The organism is Streptomyces sp. Alt3 (assembly GCF_030719215.1).
GTDB classification, from domain to species: Bacteria; Actinomycetota; Actinomycetes; order Streptomycetales; family Streptomycetaceae; genus Streptomyces; species Streptomyces glycanivorans.
The window spans coordinates 4,392,700-4,413,303 of record NZ_CP120983.1; the positions used below are offsets into that span (position 1 = coordinate 4,392,700).

18 protein-coding genes are annotated in these 20,604 nt (G+C 69.1%); 9 read left to right on the forward strand and 9 right to left on the reverse strand.

Translation table 11 applies throughout. From position 1 onward, the window contains the following. The first annotated feature begins 38 nt into the window (after positions 1–38). The 4 genes from sp36 to P8A20_RS19390 all read left to right on the forward strand — a co-directional run bounded on the left by sp36 (position 39) and on the right by P8A20_RS19390 (position 2,555). The gene (gene sp36 / locus P8A20_RS19375) at positions 39–197 is read left to right on the forward strand and encodes a Sp36 family protein (protein ID WP_019992579.1); all 159 of its coding nucleotides are present in this window, start codon (positions 39–41) and stop codon (positions 195–197) included. Beyond that, positions 197–667 (forward strand): RidA family protein, encoded by a 471-nt coding sequence (locus P8A20_RS19380; RefSeq protein WP_147958789.1) that lies wholly within the window; start codon positions 197–199, stop codon positions 665–667. The genes sp36 and P8A20_RS19380 overlap by 1 nt, the downstream gene beginning before the upstream one ends. 134 nt (positions 668–801) lie before the next feature. Continuing rightward, positions 802–1,728: an NUDIX hydrolase gene (locus tag P8A20_RS19385; protein ID WP_306103931.1), complete on the forward strand. Its 927-nt coding sequence runs from the start codon at positions 802–804 to the stop codon at positions 1,726–1,728. After that, entirely contained in the window at positions 1,725–2,555 is an 831-nt protein-coding gene (locus tag P8A20_RS19390) for an MBL fold metallo-hydrolase (protein WP_147958791.1), read from the forward strand. The genes P8A20_RS19385 and P8A20_RS19390 overlap by 4 nt, the downstream gene beginning before the upstream one ends. Before the next feature lie 122 nt (positions 2,556–2,677). On the opposite strand, the gene P8A20_RS19395 is transcribed toward P8A20_RS19390, so the two are convergent. Further along, positions 2,678–3,352, reverse strand: a complete 675-nt coding sequence (locus tag P8A20_RS19395; protein WP_014046869.1) for a Crp/Fnr family transcriptional regulator — start codon at positions 3,350–3,352, stop codon at positions 2,678–2,680. Between the two features lie 253 nt (positions 3,353–3,605). Here P8A20_RS19395 and nth point away from each other — a divergent pair, with 253 nt between their 5' ends. From nth to P8A20_RS19410, 3 genes are all read left to right on the forward strand, one after another. Continuing rightward, entirely contained in the window at positions 3,606–4,502 is an 897-nt protein-coding gene (gene nth, locus P8A20_RS19400) for an endonuclease III (RefSeq protein WP_147958792.1), read from the forward strand. A gap of 187 nt (positions 4,503–4,689) precedes the next feature. Beyond that, a complete protein-coding gene (locus P8A20_RS19405; protein ID WP_306103932.1) occupies positions 4,690–5,427 on the forward strand; it encodes an NUDIX hydrolase in 738 nt (245 codons plus the stop codon). 91 nt (positions 5,428–5,518) lie between these two features. Then, complete coding sequence (locus tag P8A20_RS19410; protein WP_147958794.1) at positions 5,519–6,724, forward strand: MarP family serine protease; 1,206 nt, start codon at positions 5,519–5,521, stop codon at positions 6,722–6,724. A 408-nt stretch (positions 6,725–7,132) separates the two neighbouring features. On the opposite strand, the gene P8A20_RS19415 is transcribed toward P8A20_RS19410, so the two are convergent. The 6 genes from P8A20_RS19415 to P8A20_RS19440 form a co-directional block, all read right to left on the reverse strand. Then, the gene (locus P8A20_RS19415) at positions 7,133–7,336 is read right to left on the reverse strand and encodes a hypothetical protein (RefSeq protein WP_015577750.1); all 204 of its coding nucleotides are present in this window, start codon (positions 7,334–7,336) and stop codon (positions 7,133–7,135) included. A gap of 105 nt (positions 7,337–7,441) precedes the next feature. Next, a complete protein-coding gene (locus tag P8A20_RS19420) occupies positions 7,442–8,419 on the reverse strand; it encodes an alpha/beta fold hydrolase (RefSeq protein ID WP_306103933.1) in 978 nt (325 codons plus the stop codon). After that, entirely contained in the window at positions 8,416–8,946 is a 531-nt protein-coding gene (locus tag P8A20_RS19425; protein WP_306103934.1) for a phage holin family protein, read from the reverse strand. The genes P8A20_RS19420 and P8A20_RS19425 overlap by 4 nt, the downstream gene beginning before the upstream one ends. A gap of 39 nt (positions 8,947–8,985) precedes the next feature. Beyond that, positions 8,986–10,386 carry a Na+/H+ antiporter NhaA gene (nhaA, locus tag P8A20_RS19430; protein WP_306103935.1) on the reverse strand — a complete coding sequence of 467 codons (1,401 nt, stop codon included), beginning with the start codon at positions 10,384–10,386 and terminating at the stop codon, positions 8,986–8,988. A gap of 536 nt (positions 10,387–10,922) precedes the next feature. Next, the gene (gene acs / locus P8A20_RS19435; RefSeq protein ID WP_306103936.1) at positions 10,923–12,890 is read right to left on the reverse strand and encodes an acetate--CoA ligase; all 1,968 of its coding nucleotides are present in this window, start codon (positions 12,888–12,890) and stop codon (positions 10,923–10,925) included. Between the two features lie 186 nt (positions 12,891–13,076). Next, positions 13,077–15,593 (reverse strand): SulP family inorganic anion transporter, encoded by a 2,517-nt coding sequence (locus P8A20_RS19440; RefSeq protein WP_147958797.1) that lies wholly within the window; start codon positions 15,591–15,593, stop codon positions 13,077–13,079. 300 nt (positions 15,594–15,893) lie between these two features. On the opposite strand from P8A20_RS19440, the gene P8A20_RS19445 reads away from it, so the two are divergent. Then, entirely contained in the window at positions 15,894–17,219 is a 1,326-nt protein-coding gene (locus P8A20_RS19445; protein WP_147958798.1) for a polysaccharide deacetylase family protein, read from the forward strand. A 29-nt stretch (positions 17,220–17,248) separates the two neighbouring features. Here the strand turns inward: P8A20_RS19445 and P8A20_RS19450 are convergent, their stop codons facing one another. Next, positions 17,249–18,244 carry an ATP-binding protein gene (locus P8A20_RS19450; protein ID WP_147958799.1) on the reverse strand — a complete coding sequence of 332 codons (996 nt, stop codon included), beginning with the start codon at positions 18,242–18,244 and terminating at the stop codon, positions 17,249–17,251. Between the two features lie 102 nt (positions 18,245–18,346). Between P8A20_RS19450 and P8A20_RS19455 the strand changes: the two genes are divergently transcribed. After that, positions 18,347–19,171, forward strand: coding sequence for a Fic family protein (locus tag P8A20_RS19455; RefSeq protein ID WP_147958800.1), 825 nt, complete (start codon positions 18,347–18,349; stop codon positions 19,169–19,171). 461 nt (positions 19,172–19,632) lie between these two features. On the opposite strand, the gene P8A20_RS19460 is transcribed toward P8A20_RS19455, so the two are convergent. Beyond that, positions 19,633–20,472 (reverse strand): HAD family hydrolase, encoded by an 840-nt coding sequence (locus P8A20_RS19460; protein WP_147958801.1) that lies wholly within the window; start codon positions 20,470–20,472, stop codon positions 19,633–19,635. Between the last annotated feature and the right edge of the window lie 132 nt (positions 20,473–20,604).

The window sequence follows — 20,604 nt, forward strand, 5'->3', positions numbered from 1 at the left end:
GCACGAGGCCGTGTGTGCCAGGCATTACAGTCGGCTGCATGACCAAGTGGGAATACGCGACCGTGCCCCTTCTCGTGCACGCGACCAAGCAGATTCTGGACACCTGGGGCGAGGACGGCTGGGAGCTGGTCCAGGTCGTTCCCGGCCCGAACAACCCCGAGCAGCTCGTGGCCTACCTGAAGCGGGAGAAGCCGTAGTGGCGGGCGCCGTCGAGGCGAAGCTCGCCGAGCTCGGCCTGACGCTCCCGGACGTCGTGCCGCCGCTGGCCTCCTACCAGCCGGCCGTGCGGTCCGGAGCGTACGTCTACACCTCGGGCCAGCTCCCGATGGTGGACGGCCAGCTCGCGGTGACCGGCAAGGTCGGTGCGGAGGTGACGGCCGACGAGGCCAAGGAGCTCGCCAGGACGTGCGCGCTGAACGCACTGGCGGCGGTGAAGTCGGTCGCCGGTGACCTGGACCGGATCGCCCGGGTCGTGAAGGTCGTGGGCTTCGTGGCCTCCGCCTCCGACTTCACCGGGCAGCCGGGTGTCGTCAACGGCGCGAGCGAGCTGCTGGGGGCGGTCCTGGGTGACAAGGGCGTGCACGCGCGCAGCGCTGTGGGCGTCGCGGTGCTGCCGCTGGACGCACCGGTGGAGGTCGAGGTCCAGGTGGAACTCGTCGACGCCTGATCCCGTTCGTCCCATGACCCCGTACGTCCATGATCCCGTCCGGTCCCGCGACCGGGCGGGATCTTGCGTGTAAGGGGCAGTCATTGAACCGGGGGCCCCTCGAACATCGGCGCGGTTCCGGATAGCCTCCGGCCATGCCCAACGGTCAGTGGTACCCACCGGAATGGCCCGCCCGGATCAGGGCCCTCGACAGCGGCGAGCTGACGGCTGTGACCCCCAGGCGCGCGGCCACGGTGATGCTGCTCCGGGACGACCCGTCGGAACCGGGAGCGGTGGGCCCCGCCGTCCACATGCTGCGCCGGCGGACCTCCATGGCCTTTGCCGGAGGCGCGTACGCCTATCCGGGTGGCGGGGTGGACCCGCGGGACGACGACCACCTCGTGGGCTGGGCGGGGCCGTCCCTGGAGACCTGGGCCGGCCGTCTGGGAGTTGCCACGTCCGCCGAGGCGCAGGCCGTCGTCTGCGCAGCGGTCCGTGAGACGTACGAGGAGGCGGGTGTCCTGCTGGCCGGGCCGAGCGCCGACACGGTCGTGAGCGACACCACGGGCGCGGACTGGGAGGCCGACCGGGAGGCGCTCGTCGCCCGGGACCTGTCCTTCGCGGCGTTCCTGGACCGCCGGGGCCTGGTGCTGCGCTCCGACCTGCTGGCCGCGTGGGCACGCTGGATCACCCCGGCGTTCGAACCGCGGCGCTACGACACCTGGTTCTTCGTGGCCGTGCTCCCGGAGGGGCAGCGCACCCGGAACGTGTCCACCGAGGCCGACCGGACGGTGTGGATCCGGCCCGGCGACGCCGCCGACGGCTACGACCGGGGCGAACTGCTGATGATGCCGCCCACCGTGGCCACCCTGCGGGCTCTGAGCCCGTACGGGACGGCCGCGGAGGCGTTGAAGGCGGCGGATTCCCGGAGCATGGTCCCCGTGCTGGCTGAGGCCCGTATGGAGGGCGACGAACTGGTGCTGAGCTGGCCCGGGCACGACGAGTTCACCAAACACGTTCCGGCAGCCGGTGGCTCCGCCGCTCCCGCCGAGGACGACGGCAAGGACGGGAGCCCCGCATGAGCGACGCGGCCGCACTGCCCGGGCAGCCCCGCGGTGGGGTCCTCTCCGGGCCGGCCACCGCCCGCACGGTCAACGTCCTGGCGCCCAACGCCTCGGCGATGACACTGGACGGCACGAACACCTGGATCGTCGCGGAACCGGGCTCCGACCTCGCGGTCGTGATCGACCCGGGGCCGCTCGACGACTCACATCTGCGGGCCGTCGTCGAGACCGTGGATAAGGCGGGCCGGCGCGTCGGTCTCACCCTGCTCACCCACGGGCACCCGGACCACGCGGAGGGCGCCTCCCGCTTCGCCGAACTCACGCGGACGAAGGTGCGGGCGCTGGACGTGGCGCTGCGCCTGGGCGACGAGGGGCTCACGGCAGGCGACGTGATCACCACGGGTGGGCTCGAACTCCGGGTCGTCCCCACGCCTGGACACACCGCGGACTCGCTCTCCTTCCATCTGCCCGCCGACCGGGCCGTGCTGACGGGCGACACGATCCTCGGGCGCGGCACCACCGTCGTCGCCCATCCGGACGGCCGCCTCGGCGACTACCTGGACACCCTGCGGCGGCTGCGTTCGCTGACGGTCGACGACGGGGTGCACACGGTGCTCCCGGGACACGGGCCGGTGCTGGAGGACGCACAGGGCGCCGTCGAGTTCTACCTCGCCCACCGGGCCCACCGCCTGGCCCAGGTCGAGACGGCCGTGGAGGCGGGACACCGGACGCCCGCCGAGGTCGTGGCGGCGGTGTACGCGGATGTGGACCGTTCCCTCTGGCCCGCGGCGGAGCTGTCGGTACGGGCCCAGATGGAGTACCTGACCGAGCACGGCCTGATCTGATCCGGTCCCGGCGGCCCGGGGCACACGCGAAAGGCCCCACCGGGTGGTGGGGCCTTTTCGACGGCCGAGCCCGTCGGCAGGCGGCCGCGGCCGCGCGGCGACGGCTCGGACGGGTGCGGGGGTCAGCGCGAGCGCTTCGCCAGCCGCTCCACGTCCAGCAGGATCACGGCGCGTGCCTCGAGCCGCAGCCAGCCGCGGCCGGCGAAGTCCGCGAGCGCCTTGTTGACCGTCTCGCGGGAGGCGCCGACCAGCTGGGCCAGCTCTTCCTGGGTCAGGTCGTGCACGACGTGGATGCCCTCCTCCGACTGCACACCGAAGCGGCGCGACAGGTCGAGGAGCGCGCGGGCGACGCGTCCCGGCACGTCGGAGAAGACCAGGTCGGACATCTGGTCGTTCGTCTTGCGCAGGCGCCGGGCGACGGCGCGCAGCAGCGCGGTGGCCACCTCGGGGCGCGCGTTCAGCCAGGGCTGGAGATCCCCGTGGCCGAGGCCGAGGAGCTTGACCTCGGTCAGTGCGGTCGCGGTCGCGGTGCGCGGGCCCGGGTCGAAGAGCGACAGCTCCCCGATCAGCTCGCCGGGGCCGAGGACGGCCAGCATGTTCTCCCGCCCGTCGGGAGACGTGCGGTGGAGCTTCACCTTGCCCTCGGTGACCACGTAAAGGCGGTCGCCCGGGTCCCCCTCGTGGAACAGCGCGTCGCCGCGTGCGAGGGTCACCTCACTCATCGAGGCGCGGAGCTCCGCGGCCTGCTCGTCATCGAGCGCCGCGAAAAGCGGGGCGCGCCGCAGAACGTCGTCCACGAGTTCTCTCCTTGTCGGCCTGTTCAGGGAAGCGTCGTTTCCATGATGCCGGACGGTAAAACAGTGCGATCGATCACAAACCAGTTTGACGCACGGGCGTGCCGGACCCTACGGCAGGGGGCCGATCGGGCGTGGATGCATGGTGACCGGGGCGGATGTCAGCCCCTGGCTCTAGGCTGGCCGGGTGTCCGGAACGCCGGTGACAGTGCAGGCCGAGGGGGCTGATGGGGTGTCGGGAGACAGGAATTCCGCTGTGGGCGAACAGGGTGTACGCAGTACGAAAAAAGCCGCAAAGCGCGCGACGGGAGCGGCGGCGGAAACAGAGGTACCCCGGCCCGCGAAGCAGTCCGGCAAACCCACGAAGCGGTCGTCCAAGCCTGCGAAGCAGGAGTCGCACCTCGCGATGGTCCGCCGCGCCCGCAGGATCAACCGCGAGCTCGCCGAGGTCTACCCGTACGCCCACCCCGAGCTGGATTTCCGCAATCCCTTCGAGCTCCTGGTGGCCACGGTCCTCTCAGCCCAGACCACCGACCTGAGGGTCAACCAGACCACTCCGGCGCTCTTCGCGGCCTATCCGACGCCGGAGGACATGGCTGCCGCCGTCCCCGAGAAGCTCGAGGAGATCATCCGGCCCACCGGCTTCTTCCGGGCCAAGGCGCGGTCCCTCATGGGGCTGTCGGCCGCCCTGAGGGACGATTTCGGCGGGGAGGTCCCCGGCCGGCTGTCGGATCTCGTGAAGCTGCCGGGAGTGGGACGCAAGACGGCGAACGTCGTCCTCGGCAACGCGTTCGGCGTGCCCGGCATCACGGTGGACACCCACTTCGGCCGTCTGGTCCGCCGCTGGAAGTGGACCGAGCAGGAGGACCCGGAGAAGGTCGAGGCCGAGATCGCCGCGATCTTCCCGAAGAGCGAGTGGACGATGCTCTCGCACCGCGTCGTCTTCCACGGCCGCCGCATCTGCCACTCCCGCAAGCCCGCCTGCGGCGCCTGTCCGATCGCGGCCCTCTGCCCTGCATACGGGGAGGGGGAGACGGATCCCGAGAAGGCGAAGAAGCTCCTGAAGTACGAGATGGGCGGCTATCCGGGCCAGCGCCTCAGCCCGCCCCCGGACTACCCGGGCAGCCCAGCCCCGCCGCTGGGAGCCGGGTGAGGGGCCGCCCTGCGAGGGCGCTGTCCCTTCCGGCCGCCGGCAGGGCGCTGCCCTTGCCTGCGGCCGGCACGCGGGCCGAGAAGGTTCCGCCGTCGTACGCGGGTGACCGGCGACGCGGCAGGACCCCGGTGCGGGGCCGCGCGGAACGAAATGGCCGACGACAGGCGTTGGAACGACGGGGGTGCCCATGACGCACGCACAGAGCACACGGGCCGCGGTGGACGCGGCCGGCAACGGGACGGGCGAGCCCCACGACAGTGCGCTCACCGTCTCCGCCGACGGCCTGCCCGAGTGGCTGGAGCCCGTCGCCCGGGCGTCGCGGACGGTGAAGGCCCAGCAGCTCAGCCGTTTCCTGCCGCCCGAGAGCGGGGCCGGACGGCAGTCCGCCGTCCTGATCCTCTTCGGCGAGGGTGAGCGCGGCCCCGAGCTGCTTCTGATGGAGCGTTCCGGTTCTCTGCGCTCCCACGCCGGCCAGCCGTCCTTCCCCGGAGGCTCCCTCGACCCCGAGGACGGCGACCACACGACCACCGGACCGCTCAGAGCCGCCCTGCGGGAGGCCGAGGAGGAGACGGGACTCGACCCGAGCGGAGTCCAGCTCTTCGGGGTGCTGCCCCGGCTCTACATTCCGGTGAGCGGCTTCGTGGTCACTCCCGTCCTGGGCTGGTGGCGGACGCCGAGTCCGGTGGGCGCCGTCGATCCGGCGGAGACGGCCCGAGTCTTCACCGCCTCCGTGGCGGATCTCACGGATCCGGCCAACCGCGTCACGGTCGTCCACCCGAGCGGCCATCCAGGCCCCGCGTTCCTGGTCGAATCCGCACTGGTCTGGGGGTTCACAGCCGGTGTGATCGACAGGATTGTGCACTACGCCGGGTGGGAACGCCCCTGGGACAGGACCAGGCAGGTGCCGCTCGGCCGGCGCCCATGACAGGCTGACTCCCGTGCTGCGCTGTTCCGGGCCTGGCCCGGACCCCGTCGAACCGGACGGGCCAGGTGACGAATCTGCGAGGCTATAGACGGTGAACGTGCTGGACATCCTGCTGCTCGTCGGCGCCGTGTGGTTCGCGGTCATCGGGTACCGCCAGGGCTTCGTCGTCGGCATCCTGTCCGTGATCGGCTTCGTGGGCGGTGGCCTCGTGGCCGTCTACCTGCTGCCGACCATCTGGGACAAGGCGACCGACGGGTCCGAAGTCTCCTCGACCGCCGCCATCGTCGCGGTCGTGATCGTGATCGTGTGCGCCTCCGTGGGCCAGGCGTTCACCACCCACCTCGGCAACAAGCTCCGCCGGTACATCACGTGGTCGCCTGCCCGTGCACTGGATGCCACGGGCGGCTCCCTGGTCAACGTGGTGGCCATGCTCCTGGTGGCCTGGCTGATCGGCTCGGCGCTGGCGGGCACGTCGCTGCCTACGCTGGGCAAGGAGGTCCGGAGCTCCTCCGTCCTGCTCGGAGTCTCCCGGGTGATGCCCGATCAGGCCTCCAACTGGTTCACGGACTTCTCCTCCGTCCTGGCCCAGAACGGCTTCCCGCAGGTCTTCAGCCCCTTCGCCAACGAGCCCATCACCGAGGTCGAGCCCCCCGACCCGGAGCTGGCCGGAAGCCCTGTCGCCGCCCGCGCCAAGAAGTCCATCGTCAAGGTGGTCGGCATGGCCCCCGGCTGCGGCAAGGTCCTCGAAGGAACCGGTTTCGTCTTCTCCGACCGTCGGATCATGACCAACGCCCATGTGGTCGGCGGCGTCGACGAACCCACCGTGCAGATCGGTGGTGAGGGCCGGCTGTACGACGCGAAGGTCGTCCTCTACGACTGGCAGCGGGACATCGCCGTGCTGGACGTTCCGGACCTGGACGCCCAGCCGCTGCGCTTCACCGATGCGGACAAGGACGCGGGGAGCGGCGACAGCGCCATCGTCGCGGGCTTCCCGGAGAACGGCGCCTACGACGTACGCTCCGCGCGCATCCGGGGCCGCATCGATGCCAACGGCCCGGACATCTATCACCGGGGCACCGTGCGGCGTGACGTGTACTCGTTGTTCGCGACCGTCCGACAGGGCAACTCCGGTGGCCCGCTGCTCACTCCGGACGGGAAGGTGTACGGCGTGGTGTTCGCCAAGTCGCTCGATGACCCGGACACGGGTTACGCGCTGACCGCCGACGAGATCCGCGAGGACATCGAACTGGGCAAGTCCTCCGCACAGGAGGTCGACAGCCAGGGGTGCGCGCTCTGAGGTCCGGCGTCCGGGCTCCGTCCGGACGCCGCCGCCTAGGGGCTCGCGCAGGGTGGCCCTGCGCGAGCAGGGCAGCCGCCTGATGCCGACGGGCAGTGGTTCCGACGACCGGTGGGTACGACGGCCCGACGGCGAAGGCTGTCAGCCGGCCGGAGCTGTCATGCGGCCGCACCTGCCACGGGGAGGCCGCCGTAAGCGGGTTGCCAGCGTCGCGGGGTCGCTACTGTCGTGCGATCGCAACCGACGCGCGGAGCGGCTGTCCGGCGGGTACCGGCGGCTTCGGGCCACCGGTTGCTGCTGCCGTACCGTCCTTGCGTACGGGCAGGTTCACGGAGTGTAGGGGCCGGGTACCGGGCCTCGACGGATCCGGTTCCCGGCGTGTGGGAGTGTCGTCCGACGGCCCCCGCGTCATCCACGGGGATGGCGCAGACGCGCCGAGACCCAGCGGGCCCGGCGGTGGAGAATGCGCGGAATGCCCAGCCGGAGTTCATGGAAATCGCTCACATCGTGCACCCGGCTCAGCGAGCCGCCCCCCTCGTGAATGCTCGGACCGGCAGGAGCGGTCGAGCGGCGGTTGCGTGCTGCGTCATTGAAGTCGCGCGTCCAGCCCATACCCCGACGTCTGCCCCCGACCCAAGGTCGGTAATCGTGCGCGAGTCAGCCAATTGGCTTATGCGGCAGGCAATTGGCCGCTCGTCGGACGCGTGTGCGCCTCGACTACCGGTCGGGCTCAGGGTCCTTGAGCCAGTTGATGAGTTCGGTCGAGAAGCCGACCGGATCCTCCTCGTGCGGGAAGTGCCCCAGACCATCGAAAAGTCGCCATCGGTACGGAGCTTCGACGTACTCGCCGGATCCCGCCGAACTGCGGGTCCGTACGGCCGGATCGAGCGATCCGTGAAGATGCAGCGTCGGTACGCGCACAGGGCGCTTCATCCGCCGGTTGAACTGGACGCCGTCGGGACGCGCCAGGGAGCGCACCATCCAGCGGTACGGCTCGATCGAGCAATGCGCCGTCGACGGGATGCACATCGCGCGTCGGTAGACGTCCACCGTCGCATCGTCCGGGAACTCCTGGGTGCGGGGTCCCGACCAGTCACGGATCATCCGGGCGACCAACGCCGCCTCGCCCGCGACGAGCTGACGTTCCGGTACCCAGGGGCGCTGGAAGCCCCAGATGTGCGAACCCGCGCGTGACTGCGCGAGGTCCGAGAGCATCGAGGAACGCCAGCGGCGCGGATGCGGCATCGACGACACCACGAGCCGCCGCACCAGCTTCGGCCGCATCACGGCAGCGGTCCAGGCGAGATATCCGCCCATGTCATGTCCCACGAGCGCCGCGTCCGGCTCGCCGAGCGAGCGGATCACGCCGGTGACGTCGAGCGCCAGGTTCGCGGGGTCGTAGCCCCGGGGCGTACGGTCGCTGCCGCCGACTCCGCGAAGGTCCATCGCGACGGCGCGGTAGCCGGCGTCGGCCAGAGCGGTCAGCTGATGGCGCCAGGTCCACCAGAACTGCGGGAAGCCGTGCAGCAGCAGCACCAGCGGCCCGTCACCCAGCTCGGCGATGTGGAAGCGTGCGCCGTTGGCTGCCACATCGCGGTGGGTCCACGGTCCGTCGATGCGGACAGGGCCGCCGGAACCGGCGGCCGGCCCCAGCGGGCCCACCGGGCCGGATGTGCTGAAATCGGGGTCGGTCATGTGGACGAGCGTGTCACAGAGACCGCCTTGTCCTGGACAGGACGGTTCTCGATGGCCCTGTCCGAGAGTGTGCTGCCCTGCGCCTGCTCGATCGCGAGCGCGCCGACGGCGGGGCGCGGGTGCGGCTTGGCACCCTGCAGGACCGCCGCGGTCTGCTTGGCCGAGGCGATGGACTTCTCCGGCGGCTTGACCTTCTTGAACTTGGCGCGCCCGAAGAGGGCGAGCAGGAACCCCAGAAGGATGAACGCACCGCCCACGATCAGGAACGACCATGCAAGCCCGAGCCCGAGATTGTGGATCCCGTAGGCCGCGGCGAAACTCAGCACGGGGATCGCGAACAGGAACAGCACACCCATGACGATGAACGCCACGCTGCCGATCACGCCGCGCTTGACGTCCTGACGCACCTCGGCCTTGGCCAGCGCGATCTCGTCGTGCACCAGCGCGGACATCTCAGCGGTTGCCGAAGCGAACAGCTGTCCGAGACTACGGTCGGTGCTGCCCGCGTAGTTGCCGGGGTCGCTCATCCCTGACTCCCTCTTCTCTTCCGTACATCCGATGTCAGATCATGCCGGACTGTCGGGCTTGCTGCTCGCTGCCCCCGCCCGTTCGGCAAGGCGGCGGTGCTCGGCCGCCTTCCGTTCGTGGATCGCGGCCATGCGCAGGTGGTACTCCGGGTCGTCCTGTTCGTAGACGTCGGGGACCCCCGACGCGTCCGCGTCGAGTTCCTCGGCCTCGTACAGCGCCCTGTATCTGCGTACCCGCAGTTTGAGCAGTACACCGGAGAGTACGGCCGCAATCAGGGATCCGATGAGGACCGCGGCCTTGACCTCGTTGATCATGCCCTCGTCGCCGGCGAAGGCGAGCTCCCCGATGAGCAGTGAAACGGTGAAGCCGATACCGGCCAGCGTGGCCACCGCGAAGACATCCGCCCAGGCGAGGTCCTTGTTCAGCTCGGCCTTGGTGAAGCGGGTGACGAGCCAGGTACCGCCGAAGATGCCGACGGTCTTGCCGACGACCAGGCCGAGAACCACCCCGAGCGTTTCGGGCCGGCTGAAGACGCCGGCCAGAGCATCGCCCTTGAGGGTGACACCGGCGGAGAAGAGGGCGAAGATGGGGACGGCTACACCGGCCGACAACGGGCGTATCAGGTGCTCGATGTGTTCCCCGGGGGAACGCGTCTCTCCCTCGCGCCGGGTGCAGCGCAGCATGAGACCCATCGCCACACCCGCGATCGTCGCGTGGACTCCGCTGTTGTACATCAGCGCCCAGATGACCAGGGCGAGGGGTAGGTAGATGTACCAGCCTCGCACGCCTGTGCGCAGCAGCGCGTAGAACACGACGAGGCCGAGGAGCGCGCCGCCGAGCGCCAGGAAGTCGATGCTGTCGGTGAAGAAGACCGCGATGATCAGGATGGCGAAGAGGTCGTCGACGACTGCGAGCGTCAGCAGGAAGGCACGCAGCGCCGCAGGCAGCGACGTGCCGATGACCGCGAGGACGGCGAGGGCGAACGCGATGTCGGTGGCGGTGGGCACGGCCCAGCCGGCCAGGGATCCGTTGCCCAGCACTGCTGTCACCGTGTAGACGACGGCGGGTACGGCCATGCCGCAGAGAGCCGCTGCGACGGGGAGGGCCGCTGCCCGGGGGTCGCGGAGCTCCCCGGCGACCAGCTCGCGTTTGAGTTCGACGCCCGCCACGAAGAAGAACACGGCGAGCAGTCCGTCGGCCGCCCAGTGGGACACCGAGAGATGCAGCCCCAGCGCTTCGGGGCCGAAGTGGAAATCGCTGACGGAGGCGTAGGCGGCGCCGAAGGTGTTGGCCCAGATCAGCGCGGTGACAGCGGCGGCCAGCAGGATGACGCCGCCCACCGTCTCGGTGCGCAGGGCCTCGGCGACGTAGTTGCGCTCGGGAAGCGAGAGCCGGCCGAGCAGGGTGCGGCGGGGGGAAGAGGGAGGGGGCGGGACCACGAGAGAGACCTCCGGGGCGGATTACGGCAGTGACGGCATGGCGGATACACATGCCGACCAGACTTCCCGGCGCCCCTGTGAAGATTTCTATGTGATTTTGGCTGAGTCCTCGTGCTGGCGGACCGCGTCACGCATCGACGTCACCCATCGACGTCACGCACCGGCATCATGCATCGGCGTTATGCACCGGCATCATGCATCGGCGTTCACGTGTTCGTGCCGAAGCGCTTCGCCTGACGTGATCACCACTCTACCCGGGGTGCCGGAAACGTATCCGGATCCGATGCTGCCGCCCGGCGCTGGTTCCCGGAGGGCGTCTCCCTCTGTGAGTTCCCCGACCACGCGCCCTCCGACAGTTCTTTCGGAGGCGCCTCGCCCAGGAGGGGGCCGGGAGGGGCACCCGGGTTACTCCGGGTGCCCCTCGACGGCGTCCGGGCGGACACTTCGGCATGGCCGCCCGGACTCGTTCTTCCGGTCCGTTCGTCCGCGCCGACCCTGCCTGCTCTCTCCGTGCCGGCCGTGCCTGTTCTCCGGCTCTAGTCCTCGGACGAAGCGGAAGGCAGCTGTGTCTGGATGAGGGCCATGACCGAGGAGTCGGTGAGCGTCGTGACATCGCCGAGCTCGCGGTTCTCGGCGACATCCCGGAGCAGGCGGCGCATGATCTTGCCCGACCGGGTCTTCGGCAGCTCGGCCACCGGCAGGACGCGCTTGGGCTTCGCGATCGGCCCGAGCGTGGTGCCGACGTGATTACGCAACTCCGCGACCAGTTCCTCGGACGCAGTGGCGGTGCCACGCAGGATCACGAAGGCGACGATGGCCTGACCTGTCGTCTCGTCGTTGGCGCCGACCACGGCAGCCTCGGCGACCGCGGGGTGCGACACGAGAGCCGACTCCACCTCGGTGGTCGAGATGTTGTGCCCGGAGACGAGCATGACGTCGTCGACCCGGCCGAGCAGCCAGATGTCACCGTCCTCGTCCCTCTTGGCACCGTCGCCCGCGAAGTACTTGCCCTCGAAACGGGACCAGTAGGTGTCGATGAAGCGCTGGTCGTCCCCCCAGATGGTGCGGAGCATCGACGGCCACGGCTCGGTGAGGACGAGATAGCCGCCCCCGCCGTTCGGTACCTCATTGGCCTCGTCGTCGACCACGGTGGCGGAGATGCCGGGCAGGGCCCGTTGCGCCGAACCCGGCTTGGTCGCCGTGACTCCGGGAAGGGGCGAGATCATCATGGCGCCGGTCTCGGTCTGCCACCAGGTGTCCACGATCGGACAGGCGTCGGCACCGATGTTCTTGCGGTACCAGATCCAGGCTTCCGGGTTGATCGGTTCACCGACCGAGCCGAGGACGCGCAGGGACGACAGGTCGAACTTCGCGGGGATGTCGTCCCCCCACTTCATGAACGTACGGATCGCGGTCGGCGCGGTGTAGAGGATCGTGACGCCGTACTTCTGGACGATCTCCCAGAATCGTCCCTGATGGGGCGTGTCGGGTGTGCCCTCGTACATGACCTGAGTCGCGCCGTTGGCCAGTGGGCCGTAGACGATGTACGAGTGCCCGGTCACCCAGCCGATGTCGGCGGTGCACCAGTACACGTCGGTCTCGGGCTTGAGGTCGAAGACCGCGTGGTGCGTGTACGCCGCCTGGGTGAGGTAACCCCCGGAGGTGTGCAGGATGCCCTTGGGCTTACCCGTGGTCCCCGAGGTGTACAGGATGAAGAGCGGCTGCTCCGCCTCGAAAGCCTCGGCAGTGTGCTCGGCCGACTGCCGCCCGGTGATCTCGTGCCACCAGACGTCCCGGCCCTCGGTCCACGCGGTGTCCTGACCGGTGCGCCGGACCACGAGGACGTGCTCGACGCTGTCGATACGGGAGACGGCATCGTCCACGGCCGGCTTGAGCGCCGAGGGCTTGCCGCGGCGGTAACCGCCGTCGGAGGTGATGACGACCTTGGCGTCGGCGTCCCGGATACGGGCGGCGATGGCGTCCGCGGAGAAGCCGCCGAAGACCACCGAATGCGCTGCGCCGATACGGGCGCAGGCCAGCATCGCCACGGCGGTCTCAGGGATCATCGGCAGGTAGACCGCGACCCGGTCCCCCTTGCCCACGCCGAGCTCGGTGAGCGCGTTCGCCGCGCGGGAGACCTCGTCCTTCAGCTCTGCATATGTGATCGCGCGGCTGTCGCCGGGCTCGCCCTCGAAATGGATCGCTACCCGGTCGCCGTTGCCCGCCTCGACGTGACGGTCCACGCAGTTGTACGCGACGTTGAGCTTGCCGTCGGCGAACCACTTCGCGAAGGGCGGATTGCTCCAGTCGAGCGTCTCCGTCGGCTCGGTGGCCCAGCTGAGGCGGCGGGCCTGCTCGGCCCAGAAGCCCAGCCTGTCCGCCTCGGCCTGCTCGTACGCCTCCACAGTCACGTTGGCGTTCGCGGCCAGATCGGCAGGCGGTGCGAACCGCCGCTCCTCTTTGAGCAGATTGGCCAGACTTTCGTTGCTCACGACATCTCCCATTCCCAGGGTGTCCGTTGTGTCCCGGAGGACAGCTCATCAGGCCGCGGGCCAGGTGACAAGTGTCTGCCGGGAATTGGTTTAGACCTGTGTCCCCTGCGGGGGACTCGCAGGTCCCGCTTCCGCAAGCAGTGCTGCGCGGTGCGAAAGCGGGACCACAAGGTCTCACGGACCGGATGAGGGAGTGGTTCAGGCACCTACCGCGGTGCCGGGGGCAGTTTCCAGTGCTCCGGGTTCGGACTCCGCACCCCATACCGCACCGGGTGCGACTCGGGCGAAGACCTCGTCGGGCCCGGTTCCTGAACTGGCGCCCTCGGTCAAAAGGTAGGCCTGAGCCTCGCCGACATGGAAGTACATGCCGTGCAGCTGTAGCGTTCCCGCCGTCAGCCGGCGCGCCACCGCCTCATGGGCACGCAGGTGCTCCAACTGCTGGACCACGTTGGTCAGACAGAGCTGCTCCACCGCGTCGGTGGGCAGTCTGCCGGCGATGCGTGCCCAGGAGTGGTGACGGGAACGCATGCGCTCCAGACTCGGCAGTCCGTGCCGCAACCAGCGCCAGAGAGGGGTGCGGGGTGTCTCTGGCCCTGCCCCCAACAGGGCCTGCATGGCACCGCATCCGGAGTGTCCGCAGACGGTGATGGATTCGACTTCCAGCACGTCCACCGCGTACTCGATCGCGGCAGCCACGGAATCGTCGTTACCTGTCGAGCCCTCGGTGTTCGCCGGTGGCACCAGGTTGCCGACATTGCGCACGGTGAAGAGATCACCCGGGCCGCTCGCGGTGATCATGCTCGTGACCAGTCGGGAGTCGGCGCACGTCAGGAACAGCTGCGACGGCCGCTGCCCTTCGGCGGCGAGCCGGGCCAGCTCTTCACGGACGAGTGGGGCGGTGGTGCGCTGGAACGAACTGAGCCCGCTGAGGAGCCGATGGGCCCCGTGCCTGCGGCTCGATGAGCCTGCCGGGGACGTGGCCGTATGTGTGGCCGCCTTGGAAATGATGTGCGAGGGGGGAGCGGGCGCGGCCGTTGTGGCGTCCTGTCCACCGTCGTGGCAGTGGTGGTTGCGCCAGGGTGTCCATGGACGGCAGCAGGAGTGGGCCGCTGACGCCGGTTCGGCGATCCGGCCACCGGAGCGCCCGGTGAACTCGATGTGGCCTCCCATCGCGGTCTGCGCCGCGTACCAGTCCTGGATCGTCTCGTAGGCGGCGTGGTCCATGAAGAAGCCGTCCAACTCGACCACGGCGTCCACCCCGTGGGGGAGTCTGCCGAGCAGGCGGCTGAGCCGGGGGACGGCCAGGAAGGTCAGCTGCCCTCGAGCGGTCACCAGGTAGCGGCCGTCCTGTTCCGTCACGGTGATCCTGGTGCGAGCCAGCCGGTGCAGGGCTACGGCGACCGCGACGACGATGCCGATCGCCACGCCCTCGAGTACCCCGGCGAGGATCACTCCGCTGATGGTCGCGCCGTACACCAGGAACTCCCGGTGCCTGTGGACCTTCCGGATGTGGGCGAAGCTGACCATCTGGATGCCGACCACCATCACGAGGGCGGCGAGCGCGGCCAGGGGGATCCACTCAAGGGCTGTCACCAGCAGCAAGGCGGCCAGCAGCACCCAGACTCCGTGCAGCACGGTGGAGGCGCGGCTCTCCGCGCCCGCCCGGACGTTCGCCGAACTGCGCACGGCCCCGCCGGACACGGCAAGTCCTCCGGCCAGTCCTGACACCGCGTTGGCGATGCCCTGGGCCCGAAGCTCACGGTCGAGGTCGGACCGTTTGACCGGCGGGGGAGGTGGCGCCCCGCCCTTCGACGTCGCTGTCGACCGGTCCGCGGCGAGCTTGTCCACGGAGACCGCGGCGAGCAGGGATTCGAGGCTGGCGACGAGCATGACCGTGAACACTGCTGCCGCCAGCGCGGCCACCGGGCCCTGGGGCAGCTCGGGCAGTGCGTGCGAGCGCCACGAGGGAAGGTCCACGCGGGCGATTTCGGGTGTTGCCGCAGCTGCGACAGCTGTGGCGATGACCACCGCGGCGAGCGCGGCAGGAATTCTGCCCAGCGACCCACCGATCCGGCCGGGCAAGCGCGGCCAAACGATGAGAAGCAGGATCGTGAGTGCTCCGATGAAGAGGGCAGCCGGCTCGGCCCGCGCCAGGTGCGAGGGCAGCGACAGCGCATTGTCGAGGGCTGAGCTCTGCGGCGCCCCGCCGAGCACGATGTGCAGCTGGGCGAGGGCGATGGCTACGCCGATACCCGCGAGTGTGCCGTGCACGATGGCCGGACTGACGGCGAGTGCGCTGCGGGCGGCTCTCAGCGAGCCCAGCAGAATCTGCAGGAGTCCCGCACCGATGGTGATCGCGCACGTGGTGCGCCAGCCGTAGATCTGGATCAACTCGGCTGTCACTACGGTCAGTCCGGCGGACGGACCACTCACCTGGAGCGGCGTCCCGCCCAGCAGCCCTGCGACGATCCCGCCGATCGCAGCCGAGACGAGGCCGGCGGCAAGTGGGGCGTCCATGGCGACGGCGAGACCGAGAGACATGGGAACGGCGATCAGGAAGACGGTGATCGAAGCGGACAGATCCGCTCCCGAGACGCGGAAGCGCCTGCGGTGGGGCGGTGGCGGCGGACTGTGTGGACGCTTGACTCCCGAGTCGCTCGAGGGGCGCGAACTGCGGGACGAGTGGTCGTTGCGGGTAGGGACGCAGGCAGACATGTTCCCGTCTCCTCCGGGGCAGCGCGGTCGCGGTATGTGTGTGACGGCGGCCGTTGAGCACGGCGTGCAGCGGTGGGGGTGCAGCGGCGGGATTTCCAACTCTCCGTAAACGAATCGTAATGGAGAGTAAAGAAAGGTGTCCATGTTTTCGAGCAAATAGCCCAGCGAGTCACCCCTTCAAGTGAATAAGCAGCTTTTCATTCGGCTTGTCGTACCGATTCCGTCGGGGCTGCGTGTGAGGTTGACGGCGCCGTGTCGGCACTTCAAACGCACGAATCCTGCAAGGAAGAGGGTGGACGGATGATGGCCGCCACGAAGCGGATCGCACTGGGTGCCGTGGTCGCGGCACTGGTCGCCGGCCTGGCCGGTTGCTCGGGTGCCGGTACCGGGGCCGCCCCCGGAGCGGGCGAGAAGTCGGCCCCCGGGGCGGAGGGCAACTCTCCTGCCGCAGCACCGAAGGGGCCGGTCAACCTCATCGGTGACGGCTCCACCGCGTTCACGGGAGTCCAGCCGAAACTCCCCGTTGCCAAGCGTCTCAAGCCTGGCCAGAAGCCCCCGCAGTTCGTGGTGTTCTCGTGGGACGGTGCGGGGGAGGACAGCCAGAAGCTCTTCTCGCACTTCCGTGCGGTCGCGAAGAAGTACGACGCGAGCATGACGTACTTCCTCAGCGGCGTGTACCTCCTTCCGGAGGAGAAGAAGGGGCTTTACGACCCGCCCCAGCATGCGGCGGGACGCTCCGACATCGGTTTCAACGACACCGAGGGAATCCGCCACACGCTCAGGGAGCTGCGGGCCGCGTGGCAGGACGGCAACGAGATCGGCACTCACTTCAATGGGCACTTCTGCGGGCCGGACGGAGGCGTCGGCACCTGGTCGGTCGAGGAGTGGAAGAGCGAGATCAGCCAGGCGAAGTCGTTCGTGAAGAGCTGGAAGACCAACACCCCGGCCCTCAAGGGTGAGGCGCCGCTTCCCTTCGACTACGAAAAGGAGCTGATCGGGGCCCGCACCCCGTGTCTGGAGGGACAGAAGAACATGGTCGCGGCCGCGCGGACCATGGGGTTCCGTTACGACTCGAGTGGCGTCGGCAACCAGGTCTGGCCCGCGAAGAAGGACGGTCTGTGGGATCTTCCCCTGCAGCTCGTCCCGGTGCCGGGACGAGCTTTCGAGACGCTCTCGATGGACTACAACTTCATGTTCAACCAGTCCGGAACGACGCAGGGGGAACCTGACAAGCACGAGTACTGGGGCAACCAGATGCGGGACGGTCTGCTTCAGGCGTTCAGTCGCGCCTACAACGGCAACCGAGCTCCGCTGATCATCGGTAACCACTTCGAATCCTGGAACGGTGGTACCTACATGCGTGCGATCGAGGAGACGATCAAGACGGTCTGCACCCAGCGGGACGTGCAGTGCGTGTCTTTCCGCCAGCTCGCCGACTGGCTGGACGCTCAGGACCCCGCGACGCTCGACAAGCTCGGGACGCTGAAGGTGGGGCAGGCGCCGAAGCCGGGCTGGGGTGCGTTCCTTGCCGGGACTGCTCCGGCTGAGAAGCCTGCGGGTAGCCCCGTGCCCGCCAAGCCGGCCGACCAGCCGGCAGGCAGGGCGGCCGACGGCAGCGCGGGCTAGGGGCCACCCTGCGGCATCGCCCCTCCGGCTCAGGCCGGTTGTGCGGCGTCCGGTTCCGAGAGGTGTTCATGCAGGACGAAGGCGGGGTCGACCTGGGCAGCCAGGTCGGCGCCCGTCTTCTCGTTGCCCCAGCTCTCCGCGTTCTTCAGATGGAAGTGGACCATCTGCCGGGTGTAACGCTCCCAGTCGCGCAGCTCGTACGAGTCCTCCGCGGCGTTCTGCAGAGCCTGCAGCGCCATCCGGTTGTCAGCCTCGAGCAACTCGAACGGCGCCGGGCGGCCCTTCTCCATCGTCCTGACCCAGTCGGACTGGCCGACTCCGACCAGAAGGTCGTCGCCGACCTCGGAGCGCAGGAAATCGAGATCGTCCTCGCCCTGCACCTTGTTGCCCACCACCTTCAGCGCGACGCCGAAGTCCCGTGCGTAGTCCTTGTACTGGCGGTAGACGGAGACGCCCTTCCGGGTCGGCTCGGCGACCAGGAAGGTCATGTCGAAGCGGGTGAACATGCCCGACGCGAACGAGTCCGACCCCGCCGTCATGTCGACCACCACGTACTCGTCCTGGCCGTCGACCAGGTGATTGAGGCACAGCTCCACCGCCCCGACCTTGGAGTGGTAGCAGGCGACACCGAGATCGGTCTCGGTGAACGGGCCGGTGGCCATGAGCCTGATCTCTCCGTCGTCCAGCCGGACCGTGCGGGCGCAGGCGTCGTAGACGGGGTTGTCCTCCCTGACGCGCAGGAGCCGGGACCCCTCCCCGGGTGGCGTCGTCTTGATCATCGTTGCGGCGGAGGTGATGCGGGGGTTGGTCCCGCGAAGGTAGTCCTTGATGAGTGGCAGCTGCGCGCCCATGGCGGGCAGGGCGGAGGCCTCGTTCTCGTCCAGGCCCAGGGCGGCGCCCAGGTGCTGGTTGATGTCGGCGTCCACCGCGACGACGTGGGCTTCATTGGCGGCGAGGTGGCGGATGAAGAGCGAGGACAGCGTTGTCTTGCCGCTGCCGCCCTTCCCCACGAAAGCGATCTTCATGTTCACCTAGGGTAGCGGTAGCGTCGCTCACTGCTGTCATCCTTCGTGAAGAACGCCACTCCCTGGCGGCATCCGACCCCGGGGCGCGTAGCCTCCCTACTTATGAGTACGACTCCTTCGGACCCTCTTGCCGCACTGGGAGACCTGCCGGGGGTCGCCGACGCGGTGGACTCCGTACGCAAGGCCGTCGACCGGGTCTACGGACACCGGGTCATGCGGCGCCGCAGCAACGAGGTCACAGCGGAGGCAGCCCTGCGCGGAGCCCGCGGTTCGGCGTCTCTTTCAGGTGCCGACTGGAATCTCGAGGAGGTGCGCCGGCGCACGGACTTCAGCGGTGAGGGCGAGGCCCGCATCATCGGAGCCGCTCTGAGGCTCACGGCGGAGGCAGGGCAACTGCTTTCGATCTGGCGGCAGTCACCGCTTCGCGTCCTGGCCAGGCTTCACCTGGTCGCAGCAGGCGGCGCAACCCCCGACGACACGGTCGGCAGGCCCCGGCTGGCCGGTGAGCCGGTCGACGAACCGCTCATCGAGGCGCCGGTCCCCAGCGCGGACGAGGTGTCCGGGCGCCTTGAGGGGCTGTCGAAGCTGATCATCGCCGGCGGCTCCGCACCCGCGCTGGTCACGGCCTCGGTGGTGCACGGTGAACTGCTGGCGCTGCGCCCCTTCGGTTCGCGCAACGGCCTCGTCGCCCGTACCGCCGAGCGCATCGTGCTGATCGGCAGCGGCCTCGACCCGAAGTCGATCTGTCCCGCCGAGGTCGGCCACGCGGAGCAGGGGCGCGCGGCCTATGTGGCCGCGTTCGAGGGGTACCTGTCGGGGAGCCCTGAGGGGATGGCCGCATGGATCGCTCACTGCGGCCGCTCGGTAGAACTCGGTGTCAGGGAGTCGACGGCGGTGTGTGAGGCGCTGCAGCGCGGCGCGGCGTAGGCCCGAAATCCAGGAGGCTGTCGGTCGCGCAGGCGAGGGCTGAGCGCGTGCGTCGGGAGGCTCGGAAAAGGGTTGCGGCGGTACCGGTTCCGGTACCGCCGCTGGCACGTCCGCCCAGTTACCAAGCGTCCTCGATATGTGCCCATCAGGTCGGGTTCTTTGCCCGTCACCTGGTGCGGCTGGCCCGTAATCGACGGGTCGACGTCGCGTGGGTACTCGACTTCCGTGCTCGGTCCGTGGGGCCTCGTGTGCGTAAAAGGTGATCCTCGCGGATGTCCTTGGTCTCGCGGGCCGTTGACTCCTTTGTACTCCCGGACCAGGTGGAGCGGAAGGCTTGGCTGGATTTCTTTACTTTTGTATTCAAATGAAGTCGATTGGGGCATTGCTGGGAGGTCGGTTGCCCGGGTGGTGAGCCGCGCTGCCGGAAACGGGCACGAGGCTGTCCCCTGCCGTGCGGCCTGTCAGGTGGCGAGTGTCGAGGCCCGACGGCGGTTGGTGTACCAGACCAGTCCGGCGGTCACGGCGGCCGCGCCCAGCGCGGCCGCGGCCACCAGTGCGGGGCGCGGCGGCATCGAGAACGCAGGCAGGCGCTGCTTGAGCCGGACGGGTCGGTCGAAGACGAGAATCGGCCACTCCCTGAGGGTGGCCTCGCGCCGCAGGGACCGGTCCGGGTTGACGGCGTGCGGATGACCGACGGCCTCGAGCATTGGTACGTCGGTGGCAGAGTCGCTGTAGGCGTAGCAGCGTGAGAGGTCGTAACCCTCTGATTCGGCCAGAGCCTTGATTGCCTCAGCCTTGGTGGGGCCGTAGGCGTAGTACTCGATTTCGCCCGTGTAGCAGCCGTCGTCGCCCACGACCATCCGGGTCGCCACCACTCTGTCGGCGCCGAGCAGTTCTCCGATCGGTTCGACGACCTCTGCGCCCGAGGTCGAAACGATGACCACGTCGCGCCCGGCAATGTGGTGCTCCTCGATGAGGGTCGCCGCCTCGTCGTAGATGATGGGGTCGATCAGGTCGTGCAGGGTCTCGGCGACGAGGTTCTTGACCTGCTGGACGTTCCATCCCTTGCAGAGCGCTGAGAGATATTCGCGCATCCGCTCCATCTGGTCGTGATCGGCACCTCCGGCAAGGAACACGAACTGTGTGTACGCGGTGCGCAGTACAGCACGTCGGTTGATCAGCCCACCTTGGTAGAAGGACTTGCTGAAGGTCAGTGTCGATGACTTCGCAATGACCGTCTTGTCCAGATCAAAGAAGGCTGCTGTACGCGGCGAGAAGCAATTTTCCACAAAGGTGAGCATAGGGGCCCGCCATTCGGCGTAAAGTCCGGCGGGTGGGTTTGCTTGAGAAGGGGCTCGGGTACACCATGGAAGTCACGGATCGTTCGCGACCGTGCTAACCCGGTCCGACTCCTCCCCCCCCGAGTCGGCCGT

Excerpts from the sequence above, each read along its gene's own strand:
- sp36 (WP_019992579.1), top strand. The coding sequence starts at position 39 with ATGACCAAGTGGGAATACGCGACCGTGCCCCTTCTCGTGCACGCGACC.
- P8A20_RS19385 (WP_306103931.1), top strand. The coding sequence starts at position 802 with ATGCCCAACGGTCAGTGGTACCCACCGGAATGGCCCGCCCGGATCAGG.
- P8A20_RS19390 (WP_147958791.1), top strand. The coding sequence starts at position 1,725 with ATGAGCGACGCGGCCGCACTGCCCGGGCAGCCCCGCGGTGGGGTCCTC.
- P8A20_RS19405 (WP_306103932.1), top strand. The coding sequence starts at position 4,690 with ATGACGCACGCACAGAGCACACGGGCCGCGGTGGACGCGGCCGGCAAC.
- P8A20_RS19415 (WP_015577750.1), bottom strand. The coding sequence starts at position 7,336 with ATGGGCTGGACGCGCGACTTCAATGACGCAGCACGCAACCGCCGCTCG.
- P8A20_RS19420 (WP_306103933.1), bottom strand. The coding sequence starts at position 8,419 with ATGACCGACCCCGATTTCAGCACATCCGGCCCGGTGGGCCCGCTGGGG.
- P8A20_RS19425 (WP_306103934.1), bottom strand. The coding sequence starts at position 8,946 with ATGAGCGACCCCGGCAACTACGCGGGCAGCACCGACCGTAGTCTCGGA.
- acs (WP_306103936.1), bottom strand. The coding sequence starts at position 12,890 with ATGGGAGATGTCGTGAGCAACGAAAGTCTGGCCAATCTGCTCAAAGAG.
- P8A20_RS19440 (WP_147958797.1), bottom strand. The coding sequence starts at position 15,593 with ATGTCTGCCTGCGTCCCTACCCGCAACGACCACTCGTCCCGCAGTTCG.
- P8A20_RS19445 (WP_147958798.1), top strand. The coding sequence starts at position 15,894 with ATGATGGCCGCCACGAAGCGGATCGCACTGGGTGCCGTGGTCGCGGCA.
- P8A20_RS19450 (WP_147958799.1), bottom strand. The coding sequence starts at position 18,244 with ATGAAGATCGCTTTCGTGGGGAAGGGCGGCAGCGGCAAGACAACGCTG.
- P8A20_RS19455 (WP_147958800.1), top strand. The coding sequence starts at position 18,347 with ATGAGTACGACTCCTTCGGACCCTCTTGCCGCACTGGGAGACCTGCCG.
- P8A20_RS19460 (WP_147958801.1), bottom strand. The coding sequence starts at position 20,472 with ATGCTCACCTTTGTGGAAAATTGCTTCTCGCCGCGTACAGCAGCCTTC.